The organism is Actinomadura sp. NBRC 104425, from assembly GCF_030269545.1.
In the GTDB taxonomy this organism is placed as follows: Bacteria; Actinomycetota; Actinomycetes; order Streptosporangiales; family Streptosporangiaceae; genus Spirillospora; species Spirillospora keratinilytica.
On sequence record NZ_BSTN01000012.1, the window covers coordinates 24031 to 42462 of the forward strand.

Sequence of the window (18432 nt, forward strand, 5' to 3'; positions counted from 1 at the left end):
GTTCCAGCAAGAGCGGGCAGACCTGGGAGCATGTCCGCCATGGCTCGGGAGATCGACGCACCCCGGAACGCGCGCAGCCGCCGGTCCCGGGCTGCCCTGCTGCGCGCCGCGCGCGAGCTGATCGAGGATCAGGGCGTCGAGGCGGTCACCATGGCGGCGGTCGCGGAACGCGCGGGCGTCACCCGCCGCGCCGTCTACCTGCACTTCCGCTCGCGCGGCGAACTGATCACCGAGCTGTTCGGGCACATCAACGAGACCGAGGACCTGACCGGCCGGTTCGCCGTGATCGGCGACGCGCCCGACGCCGTCACCGCGCTGGACCGGTTCGCGCGGGCGCACGCCGAGTTCATGGCGCGCGTGCTGCCGGTCGCGCGGGCCATCGAGCGCGTCGCGCACACCGACCCCGACGCCGCCCGGCACTGGGAGACGGCGATGTTCTGGCGCTACGAGACCAACAAGGCCCTCATGCGGCGCCTGCACGACGAGGGCGTCCTGGCGCCCGGATGGACGGTCGACACCGCCACCGACATGCTGCTGGCCCTCATCTCCAACGGGGTCACCCACACGCTGCTGGACGAACGCGGCTGGAGCACCGAGCAGGTCGGCGAGCACATGGCCCGCGTCCTGCGCTCGACGTTCGTCGCGCGCTGACGACCGCCCGCAGCGACTACCCCCGTTCGGGGGTGGCGCGCATCACAGTCATGCCCAACCATCCTCCTAACCAGGGGGTGACGGCCCGGGTACCGAGGAGGATGTGTATGGCGGCGGAGGAGTTCCGAGCGGCTCGCGACTTCTTGCTCGCCCATCGCGACGACTACGCGACGGCGTACGAGAAGTTCCGCTGGCCGGTGCTGACGGAGTTCAACTGGGCCCTGGACTGGTTCGACGAGATCGCCAAGAACAACGACCGGCCCGCCCTGTGGATCGTCGAGGAGGACGGCTCGGAGGCCAAGTACTCGTTCGCCGAGCTGTCGCGGCGCTCCAACCAGGTGGCCGAGCGGCTGCGCGCGGCCGGGGTGCGGCGCGGCGACCGGATCATCGTCATGCTCGGCAACCAGGTGGAGCTGTGGGAGACGCTGCTGGCCGTCATGAAGCTGGGCGCGGTGATCATCCCGGCGACGCCGCTGCTCAGCCCCGCCGACCTGCGCGACCGGCTGGCGCGCGGCAGGGCCCGGCACGTCGTCGTGCGCTCCGCCGACACCGGCAAGTTCGACGGCATCGAGGGCGACTACACCCGCATCGCGGTCGGCGAGCCGGTCGACGGCTGGCTGCCGTACGGCACCGCCTACGAGGCCGACGACACCTTCACCCCCGACGGCGCCACCCGCGCGAGCGACACGCTGCTGCTGTACTTCACCTCCGGTACGACCGCCCAGCCCAAGCTGGTGGAGCACACGCACGCCTCGTACCCGGCCGGGCACCTGTCGACGATGTACTGGATCGGATTGCAGCCCGGCGACGTCCACCTGAACATCTCCTCGCCGGGCTGGGCCAAGCACGCCTGGAGCAACGTGTTCGCGCCGTGGAACGCCGAGGCGTGCGTGTTCATCTTCAACTACACGCGTTTCGACGCCGAACGGCTGCTGCGCGAGATGGACCGCTGCGGCGTGACGAGCTTCTGCGCCCCGCCCACCGTGTGGCGCATGCTGATCCAGGCCGACCTGTCCCGGCTCCAGTCCCCGCCGCGCGAGGTGGTCGCGGCGGGCGAGCCGCTCAACCCCGAGGTGATCGAACGGGTCCGCGAGGCGTGGGGCGTGACGATCCGGGACGGCTTCGGGCAGACCGAGACCACCGTCCAGATCGCCAACACCCCCGGCCAGCAGGTGCGGCCCGGGTCGATGGGCCGCCCGGTGCCCGGCTACCGCGTCACCCTGGTCGATCCGGTGACCGGCGAACCCGGCGACGAGGGCGAGATCTGCCTCGACCTGGACCCGCGGCCGCTCGGCCTGATGGTCGGCTACCACGGCGACGCCGAGCGCACCGACGAGGCGATGGCCGGGGGCCGCTACCACACCGGCGACATCGGCGCCCGCGACGCCGACGGCTACATCACCTACGTGGGCCGCGCCGACGACGTGTTCAAGGCGTCCGACTACAAGATCTCCCCGTTCGAGCTGGAGAGCGTGCTGATCGAGCACGAGGCCGTCGCCGAGGCCGCCGTCGTGCCGTCACCCGACCCGGTGCGGCTGGCGGTGCCCAAGGCTTACGTGACGCTCGCGGCGGGCTGGGAGCCCACCGCCGAGACCGCCGCCGCGATCTTCGCGCACAGCCGGGCGCAGCTGTCGCCGTACAAGCGCATCCGGCTGCTGGAGTTCACCGACGATCTGCCCAAGACCATCTCCGGCAAGATCCGCCGCGTGCAGCTGCGGGGCGACGAACTGGCCAAGCACCCCGACGCCGACGCCCGCCCCGCCGGCGAGTTCCGGGAGGAGGACCTGCGATGACCACGCAGACGACCGAGCTTTCGTACGCGTCCGGCCCCTCGGCCAAGCCGCTGCTGGGCGACACGATCGGCGCCAACTTCGACCGCACCGTGGCGCGCTTCCCCGACCGGGACGCGCTCATCGACCGCCCGACCTGGCGCCGCTGGACCTACGAGCAGCTCGCCGCCGAGGTCGACACCGTCGCGCTCGGCCTGGACGAGCTGGGGGTGCGCAAGGGCGACCGGGTCGGCATCTGGGCGCCCAACTGCGCCGAGTGGGTGATCGTCCAGTACGCCACCGCCAAGATCGGCGCGATCCTGGTCAACATCAACCCCGCCTACCGGGTGCACGAGCTGGAGTACGTGCTCAAGCAGGCGGGCGTGCGCACGCTGATCGCCACGCCCGCGTTCAAGACCTCCGACTACGCCGCCATGATCGAGCAGGTGCGGCCGAACTGCCCCGACCTGCGCGACGTGCTGCTGCTCGGCGGCGACGACTGGCGGGCGCTGGCCGAGTCGGGACGCGCCGCCGACCCGGCGCGGCTGACCGAGATCGCCGCCACGCTCGGCGCGGACGACCCGATCAACATCCAGTACACCAGCGGGACGACCGGGTTCCCCAAGGGCGCGACGCTGTCGCACCACAACATCCTCAACAACGGCTTCTTCGTCGGCGAGCTGTGCGGCTACGACGAGGAGGACCGCATCTGCGTCCCGGTGCCGTTCTATCACTGCTTCGGCATGGTGATGTGCAACCTGGCGGCCACCAGCCACGGGGCGTGCATCGTCATCCCGGCGCCGTCGTTCGAGCCGCGCGCCACGCTGGAGGCGGTCGCCGCCGAGCGCTGCACCTCCCTGTACGGGGTGCCGACGATGTTCATCGCCGAGCTGAACGACCCGTCCTTCCCCACCCACGACCTGTCGTCGCTGCGCACCGGCATCATGGCCGGGTCGCCCTGCCCGGTCGAGGTGATGAAGCAGGTCATCGAGCGGATGGGCATGACCGAGGTGGCGATCTGCTACGGCATGACCGAGACCTCGCCCGTCTCCACCCAGACCCGCGCCGACGACTCGCTGGACCGGCGCGTGTCCACGGTCGGCACCGTGCACCCGCATCTGGAAATCAAGATCATCGACCCGGAGACCGGGGTGACCGTGCCGCGCGGCACCCCCGGCGAGCTGTGCACCCGCGGCTACTCGGTGATGCTCGGCTACTGGAACGACCCGGAGCAGACCGCCGAGGCCATCGACGCGGCCCGCTGGATGCACACCGGCGACCTGGCCGTCATGGACGCCGAGGGCTACGTCAACATCACCGGCCGGATCAAGGACATGGTGATCCGGGGCGGCGAGAACATCTACCCGCGCGAGATCGAGGAGTTCCTCTACACCCACCCCGACATCGTGGACGCGCAGGTCATCGGCGTGCCGGACGCCAAGTACGGGGAGGAGCTGATGGCCTGGGTGCGGCTGCGCCCCGGCGCCGAGCCGCTGACCGCCGAGGCGCTGCGCGAGTTCTGCACCGGCCGCCTGGCGCACTACAAGATCCCCCGGTACGTGCACGTCGTGGACGAGTTCCCGATGACCGTCACCGGCAAGGTCCGCAAGGTGCAGATGCGCGAGGAGGCCATCGAGATCCTCGGCCTGCACGATGCGGCCGCCACCGAACACGCCTGAAGCCTGGCGGTCATCGCGCCGGTCAGGGCATGCTTGCCGACATGGGAGACGACGCGGGCGCGTTCCGCTCCTCCGTCCTGTCGCTGCACCGGGCGACGGGGCTGCCGGTGGTGTTCGGCGGCGCGCTGACCGGCCCGGACCGGCTGCGCATCAGCGAACTGGTCGGCAACACCACCGACTCCCTGTCCGGCCTGGTCGTGCGGCAGGGTTCCGGGCTGGGCGGCAAGGCGATGGCCACGGGACGGCCGATATGGGTCAGCGACTATCCGCACGCGGCGTCTATCACCCACGACTACGACAAGCCGGTGACGCATGAGGGCCTGCTGACGGTCATGGCGATCCCGGTGGTGGTGCGGCGGCGGGTGCGCGGCGTGCTGTACGGGGCGCTGCGCGAGCCGCTCGGCCTGGCCGACCGGGTCGTGGTGTCGGCCGTGCAGACGGCCCGCGACCTGGAGCAGGAGCTGGCGGTGCGGGACGCGGCCGACGAGGCGCTGGCCCGGGTACGGCGCGAGGCCGCCGCAGAGGAGCCGCAGGTCACGGCGGCGCGCTGGGAGGAGGTCCGCGCCGTGCACGCCGAGCTGCGCGGCCTGGCCGACCAGGTCGCCGATCCGGCGCTGCGCGACCGGTTGCTGGCCGCGTCCACCCGGCTCGCCGCCGCCGGCGCCGACACGGGCGAATCCGGCGGCAAGCCGCGTCCGGCGCTGTCGCCGCGCGAGCTGGACGTGCTGTCGTATGTGGCGGTCGGCTGCACCAACGCCGAGGCGGCGCGGCGCCTCGGGCTGCTGCCCGAGACCGTCAAGAGCTACCTGCGGTCGGCCATGCGCAAGCTGGACGCCCACACGCGCATGCAGGCCGTCGCCGCGGCCCGCCGCGCGGGCCTGCTCCCCTGACCCCTGCCGGGCCCCCGGGCCGGGTCTCGCGCCGACGATCGAGCGGCCCGGCGACGCGCTGCGGGGTGACGGCGCCCACGGCGGCCGAACAGCTCGGCCCCCGCGGCGTGCTGCCGGCCTTGCGGTCGCCAAGCCCGCGCCGGGCCTCGATCGCTCAGCGGCGGCCATGAGTGGCTCCCATGGCGCCTGCCACGTGCGTCCATGACGCTAACAGGTTTGAGAAACAGATGTGTTCGTAAGACCCGACACACGACGGTGAACTCTGCGAACCCGGCTCCGGGCGTCAGAACCACGTCCGGAGGAGATCGACCACGGCGGGGGTGTCGGCGCCGGCATCGTCCACGACGGGGATGAGCGTCCACTTGTCCAGCACCGTGCACGGGTGCGACAGCCCGAGCCGCACCACGTCGCCCACCCGCACGTCGGCGTCGCGGAGGAAGGCGTGCTGGTCGTTGAGGGCGGTCACGCGGGCGCCGGCGACGGGGGCGGTGCCCGCGCCGCGGACGAGCTGCGGCTCGGGCAGGCCCGAGTCGAACGACAGGTCGCGGCGTCCGGCGTCCAGCAGCGCCAGCGCGGGTTCGGGGCGCGACACCACGCGCGCCCACGCGTGCATCGCCGACCGCAGCCGCCCGCCGCGCCCGGTGCCGCGCGCGAACGGCGAGACGGAACGGTAGAAGCCGTCGTCGTGCACGACGTACGCGCCCGAACGCAGCACCACCCGCGCGTCGAGCCCACTGAGCACGTCCACCACCTGGTCGAAGAACGCGCTGCCGCCCGCCGACACGACCGGCTCGTCCACCTCGTAGGCCAGGCGCCCGTGCAGGGCGGCCATCCTGCGCAGGTAGGCGTCCACGGCGGCGCGCCCCTCGGCGGAGGCGTCGCGGGCGAGGGCTCCCTCGTATCCGGCGACGCCCGCCAGCCGCAGGGTCGGCGCCCTGCGCACGGCCTCGGCGACGGCCGCCGCCTCGCCGTCGTCGCGCACGCCCGTCCGGCCGCCGGGCCCGCCCAGCTCGACGCACACGTCCACGGGACGGGACGCGCCCGCCGCGCGCAGCGCCCGGTCCATCAGCTCCACAGAGCGGACGGCGTCCACCCACGACAGGAACGTGAAGCCGGGGTCGCGGTCCAGCTCGCGCGACAGCCACGCCAGCCCGGCGGGGTCGAGCAGCGTGTTGGCCAGCACCACGTTGCGCAGACCGAACGCGCGGCCGACGCGCAGCTGGGGCAGGTTGGCCAGGGTGATGCCCCACGCTCCGGCGTCGAGCTGGCGGCGCCACAGGGCGGGCGCCATGGTCGTCTTGCCGTGCGGGGCCAGGTGCACACCCGCCTCCGCGGTCCAGGACGCCATCAGGCGGATGTTGTGGTCCAGGGCGCCTGCGTCCAGGGTCAGCAGCGGCGTGCCGAAGTCGTCCAGCGTGGGCCGGGTGCGCAGGTACTCCTTGACGGTCGCGCCGTCCGCCGCGGCCGGGACCGCCTTGAACCGCCAATCGAGCCGTTCGGCCCCGAGCGCGTCGACGGCCCTGTCGTCGATGGCCCTGTCGTCGATGGCCCTATCGTCGATGGCCCTATCGTCGATGCCCCTATCGTCGATGGCCCGGTCATCGGTGGCCCTTCCCAATCCGACCTCCTCGATCTCCTGACGTCACGGGTCAGTACACCCGGCCCGGCGGCCCGTCGGGGCGGTGGTCGCGCAGCCGGCCGGCGGCCACCAGCTCCAGGGTGATCAGCACGGCGACCGCCTCCACCGCCAGCAGGCCGATCAACACCAGCAGCTGGGTGGCGCCCGCCTCGATCGGGTCGGCGCCGCCGAGCAGCACGCCGACGAACGCGCCCGGCAGCGTGACCAGGCCGACCGTCCGGGTCTGGTCCAGCACCGGGACGAGCGCCAGCGCCCCGGCCGGCCGGCACACTTCCAGCGCCGCGTCCCGAGGCGGCATGCCGAGCGACAGCCCCGCCTCGTACTCGCCGCGCCTGGTGTGCAGCTCGTCCAGGGCGCGGCGGCCGGTCAGCGCGGTCGCGATCATCGCGCCGCCGACGAAGATGCCCGCGATCGGCAGCACCGCGACCGGGCGCGGCGGGATCACGCCGGTGGCCGGCAGCAGCGCCACCGCCGGCGCCACCCCCGCCACGATCGGCACCGCCGCCCACCAGGCGCGGCCGCGCGCCGACCCGGTGACGCGGCGGCCCGCCGTGACCGTCGCGACCAGCACCATTCCGGCGATGAACAGGCCCGTCCAGCCGGCGCTGCCGAGCACCGCCGTGATCAGCAGCGACACCGCCGCCAGCTGCAGCGCCGCGCGCACCGCGGCGACCGCGACCCGCCGGGCCGACCCGAGGCGGCCCAGCCGCACCAGCAGCGCCGCGACGGCCGTCAGCGCCACCAGCACCAGCCCCAGCAGCGGTCCGACCGAGGGTGCCGCGCTCATCACGTTCACCTCCCGTGCGCCGCCACCGCCCCGTCACCAGAGGGTCATCTGTCGGCGAAACCGTTGTGATCCGATTACACCGGCGTGACCCCTGGGGTCACCGCTAACGTGGAGCATGTGGGGCAATTCCAACTCAACATGACCTCTCGGCGTAGGGCACTGTGGCTCTTGGGCGTGGCCGGTCTCGCGGCCCTCAGCGCCGACGGCGTCCGGCAGGGCTCGGCATCGACCCGGACGGCCGCCCCACCACCAGACCAGGCCGCCCAGGGCACACCAGTCGTGCACACCCCTACCCCGACGCCGACCCCTACGCCCCGTCCGCCCGCCTGGACGCAGTCGCCGCTCACCGCGGTCAACACCCCGATCCGCGAGCTGACCGACCTGTCCCCGGCGCCGCCGCCGAACACGATCGCGCTCACCATCGACGACGGCCCGCACCCCGAGTACACGCCGAAGGTGCTGGACGTGCTCGCCGAGCACCAGGTCACCGCGACGTTCTTCATGATCGGCGAGCAGGTCAAGGAGTACCCCCGCCTGGCCCGCCGGGTCGCCGACGCCGGCCACCAGGTGTGCAACCACACCATGACGCACCCGCTGTCGATCGTCGGTCTGTCGGCCAAGCGGCTGCGCGAAGAGCTCGTCGACGCGCACGACTGCATCGCCCAGGTGACCGGCATCGTGCCGACGTTCTTCCGCTCCCCCGGCGGCGCCTGGTCCAAGCGCGTTCTGGACATGGCCGCCGAGCACGACATGCTGCCGGTGGACTGGGCCGTCGACCCCCGGGACTGGGCCCGTCCCGGGGTGGCGCGCATCCGCAAGGTGCTCGTCGGGTCGAAGGCGGGGAACATCATGCTGTGCCATGACGGCGGCGGCGACCGCTCCCAGACCGTGGCGGCGCTCCGCAAGGCCATCCCCGCACTGAAGAAGCGCGGCCTGACGTTCGTCGCCCTCTGACCGCCCCGCGCGCTCCGGCCCTCGCAGCGGCTCTGTCGGCACTGCTCCGGGGCGCGCAGGTGACTCCCGCCGACGCGCCCCGGGGCGTCTCGGGGCGTCTCGGGACGTCCGCTCGCCGGACCGCCCCGTCGCATGGAGCGGAGTTCACCGGGTCGGCCGCAGCGCTCGTGCCCAGGGTTGCCTCGCAGCCGCTGCACCGTGAACGTCCCGCCGGAAGGGAAGCGGTCAGTCGTCGGGCGGCGTCCAGGAGGCCACGAGGGCGAGCAGGCCGGGGAAGCGAACCTCGATGTCGTCGACGCGGACGTGGCTGCGGCGTTCGAGGCCGTACTGGCGCTGGCGGATCAGCCCCGCCTCGCGCAGCGCCCGGAAGTGGTGCGTGAGCGAGGACTTGGGGCGGTCGAAGCCGAACCAGCCGCACGGGTGGTCGAACTCCTGGCGTTCAAGCAGCAGCCTGCGCACGATCTCCAGGCGCAGCGGGTCGCTGAGCGCCGCCATGACGCGGTCGAGGCGCAGGTCGGCGACGTCCGGTTCGGGCAGCGGGTCCGGCAGGTCCGGCGGTTCCGGCACGTCGACGAACGGGCCCGGTGACACGGCCTGCCGCATGCGCTCCCCCTCGGCCCGACTCACCTGGTGTACGAGTTCAATCGTACTGCATGCTAAGTTCGAGAAAACTCGTACAAGGAGGTGCCTCGTGGCCGAGACGACGCCCGCCCCGGGACGCTCCGGGGCGGCGCCTACGCGCTGGGTGTGGCTGGCGGCCTGGCCTGTGACGGCGGTGTTCGTGCTGTCGAACGCGGCCACGCCGCTGTACGTGCTGTGGCAGCGCGACATCGGCTTCTCCCGCGGCACGCTGACGGTGGTCTTCGCCTGCTACATCGCCGGGCTGCTGGGATCGCTGCTGGTGTCCGGCGTGGCCGCCGACCGGTTGGGACGCCGCCCCGTGCTGCTGCCCGCGCTCGCCGTCGCGGTGACCGCCTGTCTGGTCTTCGCCACCGCGTCGTCGGTGGCCGCGCTGGTCGTCGCGCGGCTGTGCACGGGCATCGCGGTAGGCGCGGTCGTGTCCGCGGGCATGGCCGCGGTGACCGACGTGGCGGGACCGGGCCGCGACCGGCTGGCGGCACTGCTCGCCTCGTGCGCGATGGTGTCCGGCGCCGGGCTCGGCCCGCTGCTGGCGGGCGTGCTGTCCGAGACGCTCCCCGCGCCGACCGTCACCGTGTTCGCCGTGGAGGCGGTGCTGCTGGCGACGGCGGTCCTGGTCGTGTGGCGCATGCCGCTGCCGCGCGCCGCCGCGACCGCGTCCGGCGGCTCTTGGGTGCGCGTGCCAAGGGTGCCGCGCGGTGACGGGTGGCGGCTCGCGCTCGGCGTCGCGGTGTTCGCGCCCGGTATCACCGCGACCTCGTTCGTGCTGTCACTCGGACCGTCCCTGCTGGCCGGGCTGCTCGGGACGGCGAACCGGGTCGTCGCCGGGCTGACCGCGTTCGTGATGTTCGCCGCCGCGACCGGCGTGCAGTTCGCGGCGCGGGGCCTGCGCAGGCACGCGGTGCTGGCGGCCGGGGCGGCGAGCACGACGCTCGGCATGGCGTCACTGGCCGTCGCCGTGCACACCGCATCGGTCCCCGCCCTGGTCGCCGCCGCGCTGCTGGCGGGGGCGGGCCAGGGTATGGGACAGCTCGGCGGGCTGTCGCTGCTGAACTCCAGCGTCCCGCCGAGCCGCCTGGCCGAGGCGAACGCGGCGTTCAACGTCGGCGGCTACGTGCCCGCCGGGCTGCTGCCGGTGGCGTCCGGCTACCTCAGCGACGCCGTGGGGCTGACCACCGGCGCGACCGCCTTCGCCGCCGTCCTCGCCGCGCTCGCCGTCGCCGGCGGAGTCTGCGTGCTCCTGCGCCGTTCGGTCGCGGCCGGCCCGTCACCGAGGGACGGCCGGGCGCGGGGCGGCGGCCGGCCCATCGGGAAGGCCGGCAGGTCCTGATCGGCTCTCTCGCGTCCGGCACCGGTGCGCTGACCGTGCCGACTGCGGCGCGCAACGGTGCACCTAGGTACACCCCCTGTTCGGAGCTCCGCGACACTGTGCCGACGGCCGTCCTGCCGGACACTTGAGGCATACGGGCGATGCAAAGGGGTTCCGGTGGACGGCGAAGTGATGCGACGCACCTGGTGGGTCGAGCGGGCCATGGCGCCCTGGCGCGGACTGTGGACATGGCTGCTGTGGGTGCCCGGCGTACTGCTGCTGGTGGCGCTCAACAGCGCGTTGACGCTGGCGCCCGTGGGCGTCGGAGTGCTGCTGCTGGCGCCGGTGCTGGTCCTGGCGCGGTCGCTGGCCGATGTCTACCGCAGAGAGATCAACAAGTGGACGGACACCCGGATCGAGCGCCCCTACCTGCCCGCGCCCGAACCGGAGCGCGGCCTCACGGGTGTGCTGCACCGGCTCAGGTGGCTGGTGTCCGATCCGGCCACGTGGCGCGACCTGCTGTGGCTGGCCGCCGACCCGCTCGTGGGGGCGTTCACAGCGGCGCTTCCCGCCCTGCTCATCCTGTACGGGGTGTGGGGCTGGCTGCTCGCCGGGGGCATGGCCGACGTCATCACCGTCCACGGCGGCCAGGATTGGTACGGCTTCATCCAGATCGGTGGCCCGCGCGCTCTCGACGCCTCCGGGGAGCCGGCCACCGCGGTCCTCGGCACGGTTCTCATCGTCGCCGGCTTCCTGAGCGGGCCGAAGCTGCTCAACGTCTACGGGCGGTGGGGACGGGTGCTGCTCGGCCCCACCGAGGCGTCGCGGCTGAAGCTGCGTGTCCAGCACCTCACCGAGACGCGGTCGGACGCCGTGGACGCCTCCGCCGCCGAGCTGCGCCGCATCGAACGCGACCTGCACGACGGCGCGCAGGCCCGGCTCGTCGCCATGGGCATGAGCCTCGGCGCGATCGAGCACCTGCTCGACAAGGACCCGGAGAAGGCCCGCGTCCTGCTGGCCGAGGCGCGCGAGGCGTCGGCGACGGCGCTGCGCGAGCTGCGCGACCTGGTGCGCGGCATCCACCCGCCGGTGCTGGCCGACCGGGGCCTGGCCGAGGCGCGCGAGGCGTCGGCGACGGCGCTGCGCGAGCTGCGCGACCTGGTGCGCGGCATCCACCCGCCGGTGCTGGCCGACCGGGGCCTGGCCGACGCGGTGCGCGCCCTCGCGCTGGACCTGCCGCTGAAGGTGGAGACCGACATCGAGCTGGCGGGACGTCCCGAACCGCCGGTGGAGTCGGCCGCGTACTTCGCCGTCTCGGAGGTCCTCGCCAACGCGGTCAAGCACTCGGGTGCCCGCCGGGTCTGGCTGGACATGCGGCACGACGGCGGCATGCTGCGCATCACGATCACCGACGACGGGCGGGGCGGGGCGTCCCCGGAGAACGGCTCGGGACTGCGCGGCATCGAGCGCCGACTCGGTACATTCGACGGCGTCCTCGCCCTCAGCTCGCCCGCGGGCGGCCCGACGATCGTGACGATGGAGCTGCCGTGCACGCTGACGTGACCGCGGCCCGCTGATGCGGGTCGTGCTCGCCGAAGACCAGGCCCTGCTGCGGGAGGGCCTGGTCAGCCTGCTGGAGGCCGGCGGCCTGGAGATCGCCGCCGCGGTCGACAACGGACCGTCGCTGCTCAAAGCGCTGCTGGAGCACCGGCCCGACGTGGCCGTGGTGGACGTGCGGCTCCCGCCGTCCTTCACCGACGAGGGGCTGCGGGTCGCGCTGGAGGCCCGCCGCCGCATCCCCGGCCTGCCGGTGCTCGTCCTGTCGCAGTACGTGGAGCGGCTGTACGCGCGCGAACTGCTGTCCGACGGGACGGGCGGCGTCGGCTACCTGCTGAAGGACCGGGTGTTCGACGCGGCCCAGTTCGTCGACGCGGTGCGGCGGGTGGCGGCCGGCGGCACCGCGATGGACCCGGAGGTCATCGCGCGGCTGGTCGCCCGCGGCGCCGACGACGACCCGCTGGCCCGGCTGACGCCCCGCGAGCTGGAGGTGCTGGAGCTGATGGCGCAGGGCCGCTCCAACGCCGCGATCGCCCAGCGGCTCGTCATCACCGAACGCGCGGTCGCCAAGCACACCGCCAACATCTTCGGCAAGCTCGGCCTGGCGGTGTCCGACGACGACAACCGCCGCGTCCTGGCCGTCCTCGCCTACCTCGACGGCCGCTGACCCTCGTCGGGCGCGTCCGTCCAAGCGGCCAGGACCGTAAATTCTGGCAGGCAGACCGGCCTCGACGCGGTTTCGGGCTGTCGCGGCCGACAGACGGTGCACTATCTTTCAGGCGAGCAAAGCCCTTTGGGGGGCCGCCATGACCGCGATTCTCGTCCTGCTCTGCCTGGCGATCGCCGGCCTCGAACTGTACCTGGCCTTTGAACGCAGGCGTCCGTCGTCCGCACCCGAGCTCGCCGACATCCGCACCCGGCTGTCGGCGCTGGGGCGCACCCGCGACGACCTGACGCGCCTGCGCACCGACCTGGACCGGCTCGCCGACGGCCATGCGTCGCACGACCGGGCGCTGCAGGACGCCGATGCGCGCATCCGCTCCCTCATCGCGCAGATCAACGAGCGCGTGCTGCCCGAGGTCACCGCCCGCCTGACCGAGCAGCGCGAGACCGTCGACCGGCTCGCGGGCGAGGTCGCCCGCCTGCGCGGCCACCTGGTGGCCCGCCTCGACCAGGCGGTGGCCGCCTCCCTCGGCGCCGACCCGGTGGACACCGTCGCGGGCACCGTCATCCCGTCGCTCCCCGACCTCGCCGACACCTACGAGCGGTTCGCCCGCCACCTCGGCCTGGGCGTCGAGCTGCGGTCTCCGCTGGACGACGGCGCCCGCTACTACCTGTCAGGCCGCAGCCCCCGCGCCCTGGAACGCGACTTCTTCGATCTCCTCAACACGCTCCGCGACGAGGCCGCGCGGCGCCATGGCCGCGACCACGGCGCAGAGGACGAAAGCCCGCATGCCCTAGAGCCGCTCCTTGAGACCGCCCGGCGGTTGCTGGCCTGCCTGGGCTCGGCGGAGTCCGGGGGTGTGCAGTTGGGGCCGCTGGTCGTCGTGCGGGACCGGGACGGCCTGCTGTGCGGTGTGCTCTCGCTGGCCGAGCTGCGGCACGGCATGGTCGTCGACACGCTGCACGACCTTCCCGAGGCGGCCGCCCAACTGCGGAAACTCCCGCAGGGCCGCTTCTGCCGCCTGCCCGCCCCCTGACACGACGCAGCGAACCGGCCACCGGCCGCCTAGACGGAAGGGCGAGCCCCCACCGCGCCGGAGGAACTTCGGGATGACCGTCACGCCTGCCGATGCGCTCAAACCGTCGCTGGAGCCGCGCCGCGGAAGGCGGCCCAGGCCATGTGCCGGCCGCTGCGCGCCCGTGGCCGTGTGCTCAGGGGGTGGGGGTCCAGGTGAAGTGAGGTGAGCGGTTGTCGAGGAAGGCGGTGACGCCCTCGTCCGCTTCGCCGGAGGCGGCGGCCTCCGCCTGCCAGGTCCGCGTCAGGTCGTCGATGGGTTCGCCGACGGCTGCGGCGTCGACGATCTGCTTGGCGGCGTGCTGGGTGAGCAGGGAGCGGGACGCCAGAGTGGCGGCGAACTCGGCCACGCGGGCGTGCACGTCGCCCGCGACGACCTCGTTGACGAAGCCGATGCGCAGGGCGTGGGCGGCGTCGACCAGGTCCGCCGAGTAGAGAAGGAACTATCCACCCCGGGTCTCTGCCCAGGGGCCGGGCGGCCGGTATGCCGTCTGACCAGGCTTTTCTACTCCGACCGCCTCCGACCGTTTCCCGCCTTTCCCAGACCTCTAGCGGAACTGAGACGGAACTGAGGGCGCGCGGTCCGCCGCGCGGGCACGCCCCCCGCGCCAGACATGAAACGGCCCCGACCAAGCGCCCTCACCGCCGGCCGGGGCCTGATCAGCGAACGGAGTGCTGACTATGTCCGATCATCTCATCCGAGCGACCGCCGCGCTCGTCGTGGTCACGGTCGCCGCCATCGCGGCCGTGGTCTCCTACCGGCACGTCTACACGCTCGCCGTCCAGCATGGCGAGACCGGCACGACCGCCCTGCTCGTCCCCGTGACCGCCGACGGGCTGCTCCTCGTCGCCGGCCTCGTGCTGCTCGACTCGGCCCGCCGAGGCGTGCCGGCGCCCGCTCTGGCGCGCCTGGCGCTCGCGCTCGGCATCATGGCGACCATCGCGGCGAACCTGGCCCACGGGCTGGCTCACGGCGTCGTGGGCGCCCTGGTGGCCGCGTGGCCCGCTGTGACCCTCGTCCTCACCGTCGAACTGCTCATGGGGCTCATCAGGGCCCGGCAGGGCATCCGGCCCGCCGAGGCGATGGCGATGCCGGCAGAGGCGGAGGCGGTCGAGCCCGAGCCGTGGCCCGACGGCCCAGTGGGCATGGAGTGGTGGGACGTGCTCCCGGCGGTCGCGACCACCCGCGAGACCGACCCCGCACCGGTCGCGACCACCGGGACCGCTCCCGGACCGGTCGCGACCACCCGCGAGACCGGTCCCGAGCCGCCCGCGACCACCGGGACCGCTCCCGCACCGGTCGCGACCACCCGCGAGGCCGACCCCGCACCGGTCGCGACCACCCGCGAGGCCGACCCCGCACCGGTCGCGACCACCCGCGAGGCCGACCCCGCACCGGTCGCGACCACCCGCGAGGCCGACCCCGCACCGGTCGCGACCACCCGCGAGACCGACCCCGCACCGGTCGCGACCACCCGCGAGACCGACCCCGCACCGGTCGCGACCGCGGTCGCGGGGCCGGATGATCTCGCCGAGGTGCTCGCGACCGCCCGGGACCGGTTCGCCGAGGTGCTCGCGACCGGTGGTCTGCCCTCGGTCCGGGCGCTGCGCCGGGAGCTGCGGGTCGGGCATCCGAGGGCCGTTCGCGTCCGTGCCGCCCTGGAGGCCGAGAGCGCTCGCGAGAGCGCTCGTGAGCCGGTCGCGACCGCTCGCGAGAGCACCCCCGAGGGGGGCGTGTCCGGTCGCGAGAGCGCGACCGGCCTTGAGAGCGTGCTCGCGACCGCGTGACGCATAAGGAGAGCCCGCCACCCGGTCGATGCCGGGGGCGGGCTCTCTGCTATTGCCGGACGGCCTCTCATGATCATTCTCATTGTGTACATTGTCATCATTAGCGGTGATCTTGTCCGCCCTCTCCTTACGCCCCATCGCCTGGTCGAGCAGGCAGACAGTGGGCACCGGTGCAGGCCGCGAGCTCAGAGGCAATACCCTGCGGGAGGGTATTGAGCTGAGCGTCACGGCAGAGACGGCCGGCCTACTCGCCGTCCTCGGCCTGGTCGCCCGGCTGGGGCTTCACGAACGTCCCGCGACCCTTCACGGAGACAATCAGTCCCTCGTCCTTGAGCAGTCCGAGCGCCCGCTGAACCGTCGGTATGGACAGGTCGAACTCGTCGGCGAGCGCGGGTCCGGACGGGATGCGCCGGGCGTACGTGCCGTCCTGGATGCGCTGCCGGATCACCGCTGCGAGTTGCGCGTACAGCGGCTCGGGCGCGTCCAGCTCAATCCCCACGATCAAAAACAGTAGTTGACCTGCGTCAATGCTTATTAGGTGCTGCTACGTGCTGACAGGCGCTGCTAAGTGACGTAGTCTCGCCATCACGGCGCGCGGGCTGCCCGTCCTCTGGCAGGTCCTAGGCATCTCCATGGCGGGGGCCCGCGCGCCGCCGGCACCGATGGGAGGACGACATGGCAGACGGACTGCCTGAGCTACCGGAGTGGGACGTGTCCTGCGACGACGACGGCCGGTGGCTGGCCCGGCGACGCGGCGGCCTGTCCCGCTATCAGCTCGAGTACGGATGCCGCCTGCTCGTCGGCGCCAGCACCTTCGGGGAGCTGGAGCTCGCGGTCACCGCCGAGCGCATCAAGGCGACCATCGTCGCCGCGGCCGAGGAGCTGGCCCGCGGCATGGTCGAGGCCGATCTCAAACGCCGCGCCGACGACGAGGCGACCACATAGACCCCGGTAACGGGACTCACAAGGGCCGCGATACCAGACGGTGGGGCGGGTCATGCACAGACGGCCCGCCCCGCCTGCTGCCGGAACACCTCCAACACCTTACGGCAGTAGTCCGCGCGGATCCGGTCCAGCGCGTCAGGCTCCCGGCCGCACTCGCTCAAGTGGCTCATGGTCACCCTCAGCGTGCTCGGCAGCAGCTCCGCCGGAACCCCCGCGTCCATCAGACACGCCAGCCCGACGGCCGTCTGAGCGAGCGACACGCTGTGAGGGTTGGACGGCCACACCAGACGCGCCACGCGCGCCCGTACGCGCCTCTCAGCGCTCATCCGACGCCCCCACGAACAAACGGTCTAGATCGTTCTCAGAGACGCCCTGATCAGCTCTCCGCCCCTCCGTGAGCGCGGCCACTGCTGCCCGCAGCTCACGCGCCAGCGGCGGCATTGCATACCCGGGCGCGTCATCGCCGTCAAGCAGGTCTGCCAAGCGCCGCGCCGTCGCCGCATACACCACCTGCTCGGCGTCCAGCTCGCCGAGCGTGCCGATCAGCCGGTCAACGGCAGCCCTGATCACCGGTCCTCCTCGTTTTTGCCGAGCGCAGAGAGAGAAAGCTGAGTGCGAGCCAGGGTCGCGGCCTCCCGATTCAAAGAATCGCGACGCTGGTCGGGCTCGGGGCGTCGCACGTTCCATCGGCACTGCGGCGCCCCGAGCCCGGGTCTCAGGACGCGCCGCCGACGAACGCTTTGACCGCGCCGGTTGTGTCGATCAGGTCGCCGTCGGCACGCCACAGTGCCCGGAAGGTCACCAAGTCCCGGTCGAAGGCGTAATCGTCGCTGCGCTCGAAGCGCACAGCGCCGACCTGCCGGACCCAGTAGCGGGAGAAGTCGCCGAACAGGATCGCCTTGGCACCGGGAGCGACAGCGGGGACGTTGGGGTCCACGTACACGGGCCGGCCGAGCAGGGTGCCCACGGCTCCGGACCCGGGCGGGGGCGTGATGTCGAACAGGAACCCGCCGGTACCCGCCGTCCCTCCGGAGTCGTCGCGCAGCTTTCGCACGGCACCGAGCGTGCTGTTGTTCATCAGCCATGCGGCGGCCGACGAGCGCGCGTAGGGCTCGGCGACGGAGTGGTACAGATCGATCAGGTCCTCGGCGGTGAACGCGCCGTTGACACCGGTGGCGCCGGTCTTGCCGGTCGTGGCCGCGCCGACGACGCCGTTGGGCTGGCCGGTGCCGGTACCGGCGACGAAGTGCGCGCCGGCCCCGTTGGCGATGGCGGTCCCAGCCTCGCGCGCCAGGTAGCCGAGCAGGTCGAACGTGGCATCGTTGGCCAGCTCGTTGGATATCTGAACGGTGAACCCGTACTTGTAGGCTTCCAGAACCACCGACCCCAGGGTCGGATCCGACTCGGGGATCTGGGCGCCCTCGGCGACGATCGATGCCGTGCTCATGGCGGTGGTGCGGGGCACGGCCAGCCGCTCGCCGGTGCCAGTGGTGATCAGGGTCGCGCCTGCGGCGAGGATGGCCGACCCCTCGACCATGTGCTCCAGCAGCGTGCCGTAGAACGTTGTCCCGGTCAGGCCGCTGCCGGTGGTGGTGAGCAGGTCGCGCCGCTCGATGCCGGGCTGATACCCGGACCGCGGGCTGTCCCAGCGGATGTCGATGGGCTCACGGCTGCGGGTGCGGATCCGGTGGCGGAACTCCTCGACTAGGCCCGCGTCGGCGAGGCTGGGGACACCGCGCGTGGCGGGCTGGCCCTGGATGCGTGCGATGGTCTCCTGTGAGTCGCGGTCGCGCATGGCACGCCGCTGCTCGGCCTGAAGCCGCTCGTCGATGTCGTCCATGTCGCGGCTCAGGCGGCCCCACGTCTGATCTTCCTCGGCGGTCAGGTCCCGTCTCTCGGCGCTGGCGCGGTCCGCCAGCGCCTTCATCTGCTCCCAGAGGCGTTGACGCTGGTCGAGGAGCAGCCGTTCGTAGGTGCTGGTGATGATCACGATGTATCTCCGTATCTCCCGTTCTTAGGCATGCGTGTGTGCGCGGATGCGTCACTTCGACGGGAGGGTCACGGCGGCCGAGCTTCCGCTCCTACGG

19 protein-coding genes are annotated in these 18432 nt (G+C 72.8%); 11 read left to right on the top strand and 8 right to left on the bottom strand.

The window, feature by feature from the left end:
- Positions 1 to 39: 39 nt before the first annotated feature.
- The 4 genes from QSK22_RS19200 (at position 40) to QSK22_RS19215 (ending at position 4989) form a co-directional block, all read left to right on the top strand.
- Positions 40 to 651, top strand: coding sequence for a TetR/AcrR family transcriptional regulator (locus QSK22_RS19200; protein WP_285495609.1), 612 nt, complete (start codon positions 40 to 42; stop codon positions 649 to 651).
- Between the two features lie 107 nt (positions 652 to 758).
- Positions 759 to 2444, top strand: coding sequence for an AMP-binding protein (locus tag QSK22_RS19205; protein WP_285495610.1), 1686 nt, complete (start codon positions 759 to 761; stop codon positions 2442 to 2444).
- The gene (locus QSK22_RS19210) at positions 2441 to 4099 is read left to right on the top strand and encodes an AMP-binding protein (protein WP_285495611.1); all 1659 of its coding nucleotides are present in this window, start codon (positions 2441 to 2443) and stop codon (positions 4097 to 4099) included. The genes QSK22_RS19205 and QSK22_RS19210 overlap by 4 nt, the downstream gene beginning before the upstream one ends.
- 41 nt (positions 4100 to 4140) lie before the next feature.
- Entirely contained in the window at positions 4141 to 4989 is an 849-nt protein-coding gene (locus QSK22_RS19215) for a helix-turn-helix transcriptional regulator (protein WP_285495612.1), read from the top strand.
- A 283-nt stretch (positions 4990 to 5272) separates the two neighbouring features.
- Here QSK22_RS19215 and QSK22_RS19220 read toward each other — a convergent pair whose 3' ends face one another.
- Positions 5273 to 6607, bottom strand: a complete 1335-nt coding sequence (locus QSK22_RS19220) for an alanine racemase (RefSeq protein WP_285495613.1) — start codon at positions 6605 to 6607, stop codon at positions 5273 to 5275.
- Between the two features lie 31 nt (positions 6608 to 6638).
- Complete coding sequence (locus QSK22_RS19225; protein WP_285495614.1) at positions 6639 to 7415, bottom strand: ABC transporter permease; 777 nt, start codon at positions 7413 to 7415, stop codon at positions 6639 to 6641.
- A 279-nt stretch (positions 7416 to 7694) separates the two neighbouring features.
- Between QSK22_RS19225 and QSK22_RS19230 the strand changes: the two genes are divergently transcribed.
- Positions 7695 to 8369 carry a polysaccharide deacetylase family protein gene (locus QSK22_RS19230; RefSeq protein ID WP_285495615.1) on the top strand — a complete coding sequence of 225 codons (675 nt, stop codon included), beginning with the start codon at positions 7695 to 7697 and terminating at the stop codon, positions 8367 to 8369.
- Between the two features lie 225 nt (positions 8370 to 8594).
- Here QSK22_RS19230 and QSK22_RS19235 read toward each other — a convergent pair whose 3' ends face one another.
- Complete coding sequence (locus tag QSK22_RS19235; protein WP_285495616.1) at positions 8595 to 8972, bottom strand: ArsR/SmtB family transcription factor; 378 nt, start codon at positions 8970 to 8972, stop codon at positions 8595 to 8597.
- Positions 8973 to 9060: 88 nt separating this feature from the next.
- Between QSK22_RS19235 and QSK22_RS19240 the strand changes: the two genes are divergently transcribed.
- The 4 genes from QSK22_RS19240 (at position 9061) to QSK22_RS19255 (ending at position 13574) form a co-directional block, all read left to right on the top strand.
- Positions 9061 to 10338 carry an MFS transporter gene (locus QSK22_RS19240; protein WP_285495617.1) on the top strand — a complete coding sequence of 426 codons (1278 nt, stop codon included), beginning with the start codon at positions 9061 to 9063 and terminating at the stop codon, positions 10336 to 10338.
- A 171-nt stretch (positions 10339 to 10509) separates the two neighbouring features.
- Positions 10510 to 11880 (top strand): sensor histidine kinase, encoded by a 1371-nt coding sequence (locus tag QSK22_RS19245; protein ID WP_502872335.1) that lies wholly within the window; start codon positions 10510 to 10512, stop codon positions 11878 to 11880.
- A gap of 13 nt (positions 11881 to 11893) precedes the next feature.
- Positions 11894 to 12541, top strand: coding sequence for a LuxR C-terminal-related transcriptional regulator (locus QSK22_RS19250; protein ID WP_285495619.1), 648 nt, complete (start codon positions 11894 to 11896; stop codon positions 12539 to 12541).
- Between the two features lie 139 nt (positions 12542 to 12680).
- Positions 12681 to 13574 carry a coiled-coil domain-containing protein gene (locus QSK22_RS19255; RefSeq protein WP_285495620.1) on the top strand — a complete coding sequence of 298 codons (894 nt, stop codon included), beginning with the start codon at positions 12681 to 12683 and terminating at the stop codon, positions 13572 to 13574.
- 175 nt (positions 13575 to 13749) lie between these two features.
- On the opposite strand, the gene QSK22_RS19260 is transcribed toward QSK22_RS19255, so the two are convergent.
- Positions 13750 to 13974 carry a Clp protease/crotonase-like domain-containing protein gene (locus QSK22_RS19260; RefSeq protein WP_285495621.1) on the bottom strand — a complete coding sequence of 75 codons (225 nt, stop codon included), beginning with the start codon at positions 13972 to 13974 and terminating at the stop codon, positions 13750 to 13752.
- 319 nt (positions 13975 to 14293) lie between these two features.
- On the opposite strand from QSK22_RS19260, the gene QSK22_RS19265 reads away from it, so the two are divergent.
- A complete protein-coding gene (locus tag QSK22_RS19265; protein WP_285495622.1) occupies positions 14294 to 15400 on the top strand; it encodes a DUF2637 domain-containing protein in 1107 nt (368 codons plus the stop codon).
- A gap of 244 nt (positions 15401 to 15644) precedes the next feature.
- Here the strand turns inward: QSK22_RS19265 and QSK22_RS19270 are convergent, their stop codons facing one another.
- Positions 15645 to 15899: a GntR family transcriptional regulator gene (locus QSK22_RS19270; RefSeq protein WP_285495623.1), complete on the bottom strand. Its 255-nt coding sequence runs from the start codon at positions 15897 to 15899 to the stop codon at positions 15645 to 15647.
- A 176-nt stretch (positions 15900 to 16075) separates the two neighbouring features.
- Between QSK22_RS19270 and QSK22_RS19275 the strand changes: the two genes are divergently transcribed.
- Entirely contained in the window at positions 16076 to 16345 is a 270-nt protein-coding gene (locus QSK22_RS19275; RefSeq protein ID WP_285495624.1) for a hypothetical protein, read from the top strand.
- Positions 16346 to 16395: 50 nt separating this feature from the next.
- Here QSK22_RS19275 and QSK22_RS19280 read toward each other — a convergent pair whose 3' ends face one another.
- The 3 genes from QSK22_RS19280 to QSK22_RS19290 form a co-directional block, all read right to left on the bottom strand.
- Complete coding sequence (locus tag QSK22_RS19280; protein WP_285495625.1) at positions 16396 to 16605, bottom strand: hypothetical protein; 210 nt, start codon at positions 16603 to 16605, stop codon at positions 16396 to 16398.
- 55 nt (positions 16606 to 16660) lie between these two features.
- Positions 16661 to 16915, bottom strand: a complete 255-nt coding sequence (locus QSK22_RS19285; protein ID WP_285495626.1) for a hypothetical protein — start codon at positions 16913 to 16915, stop codon at positions 16661 to 16663.
- 145 nt (positions 16916 to 17060) lie between these two features.
- The gene (locus tag QSK22_RS19290) at positions 17061 to 18335 is read right to left on the bottom strand and encodes a phage major capsid protein (protein ID WP_285495627.1); all 1275 of its coding nucleotides are present in this window, start codon (positions 18333 to 18335) and stop codon (positions 17061 to 17063) included.
- Positions 18336 to 18432 lie beyond the last annotated feature (97 nt).

Excerpts from the sequence above, each read along its gene's own strand:
- QSK22_RS19200 (WP_285495609.1), top strand. The coding sequence starts at position 40 with ATGGCTCGGGAGATCGACGCACCCCGGAACGCGCGCAGCCGCCGGTCC.
- QSK22_RS19205 (WP_285495610.1), top strand. The coding sequence starts at position 759 with ATGGCGGCGGAGGAGTTCCGAGCGGCTCGCGACTTCTTGCTCGCCCAT.
- QSK22_RS19210 (WP_285495611.1), top strand. The coding sequence starts at position 2,441 with ATGACCACGCAGACGACCGAGCTTTCGTACGCGTCCGGCCCCTCGGCC.
- QSK22_RS19215 (WP_285495612.1), top strand. The coding sequence starts at position 4,141 with ATGGGAGACGACGCGGGCGCGTTCCGCTCCTCCGTCCTGTCGCTGCAC.
- QSK22_RS19225 (WP_285495614.1), bottom strand. The coding sequence starts at position 7,415 with ATGAGCGCGGCACCCTCGGTCGGACCGCTGCTGGGGCTGGTGCTGGTG.
- QSK22_RS19235 (WP_285495616.1), bottom strand. The coding sequence starts at position 8,972 with ATGCGGCAGGCCGTGTCACCGGGCCCGTTCGTCGACGTGCCGGAACCG.
- QSK22_RS19245 (WP_502872335.1), top strand. The coding sequence starts at position 10,510 with ATGCGACGCACCTGGTGGGTCGAGCGGGCCATGGCGCCCTGGCGCGGA.
- QSK22_RS19250 (WP_285495619.1), top strand. The coding sequence starts at position 11,894 with ATGCGGGTCGTGCTCGCCGAAGACCAGGCCCTGCTGCGGGAGGGCCTG.
- QSK22_RS19255 (WP_285495620.1), top strand. The coding sequence starts at position 12,681 with ATGACCGCGATTCTCGTCCTGCTCTGCCTGGCGATCGCCGGCCTCGAA.
- QSK22_RS19265 (WP_285495622.1), top strand. The coding sequence starts at position 14,294 with ATGTCCGATCATCTCATCCGAGCGACCGCCGCGCTCGTCGTGGTCACG.
- QSK22_RS19275 (WP_285495624.1), top strand. The coding sequence starts at position 16,076 with ATGGCAGACGGACTGCCTGAGCTACCGGAGTGGGACGTGTCCTGCGAC.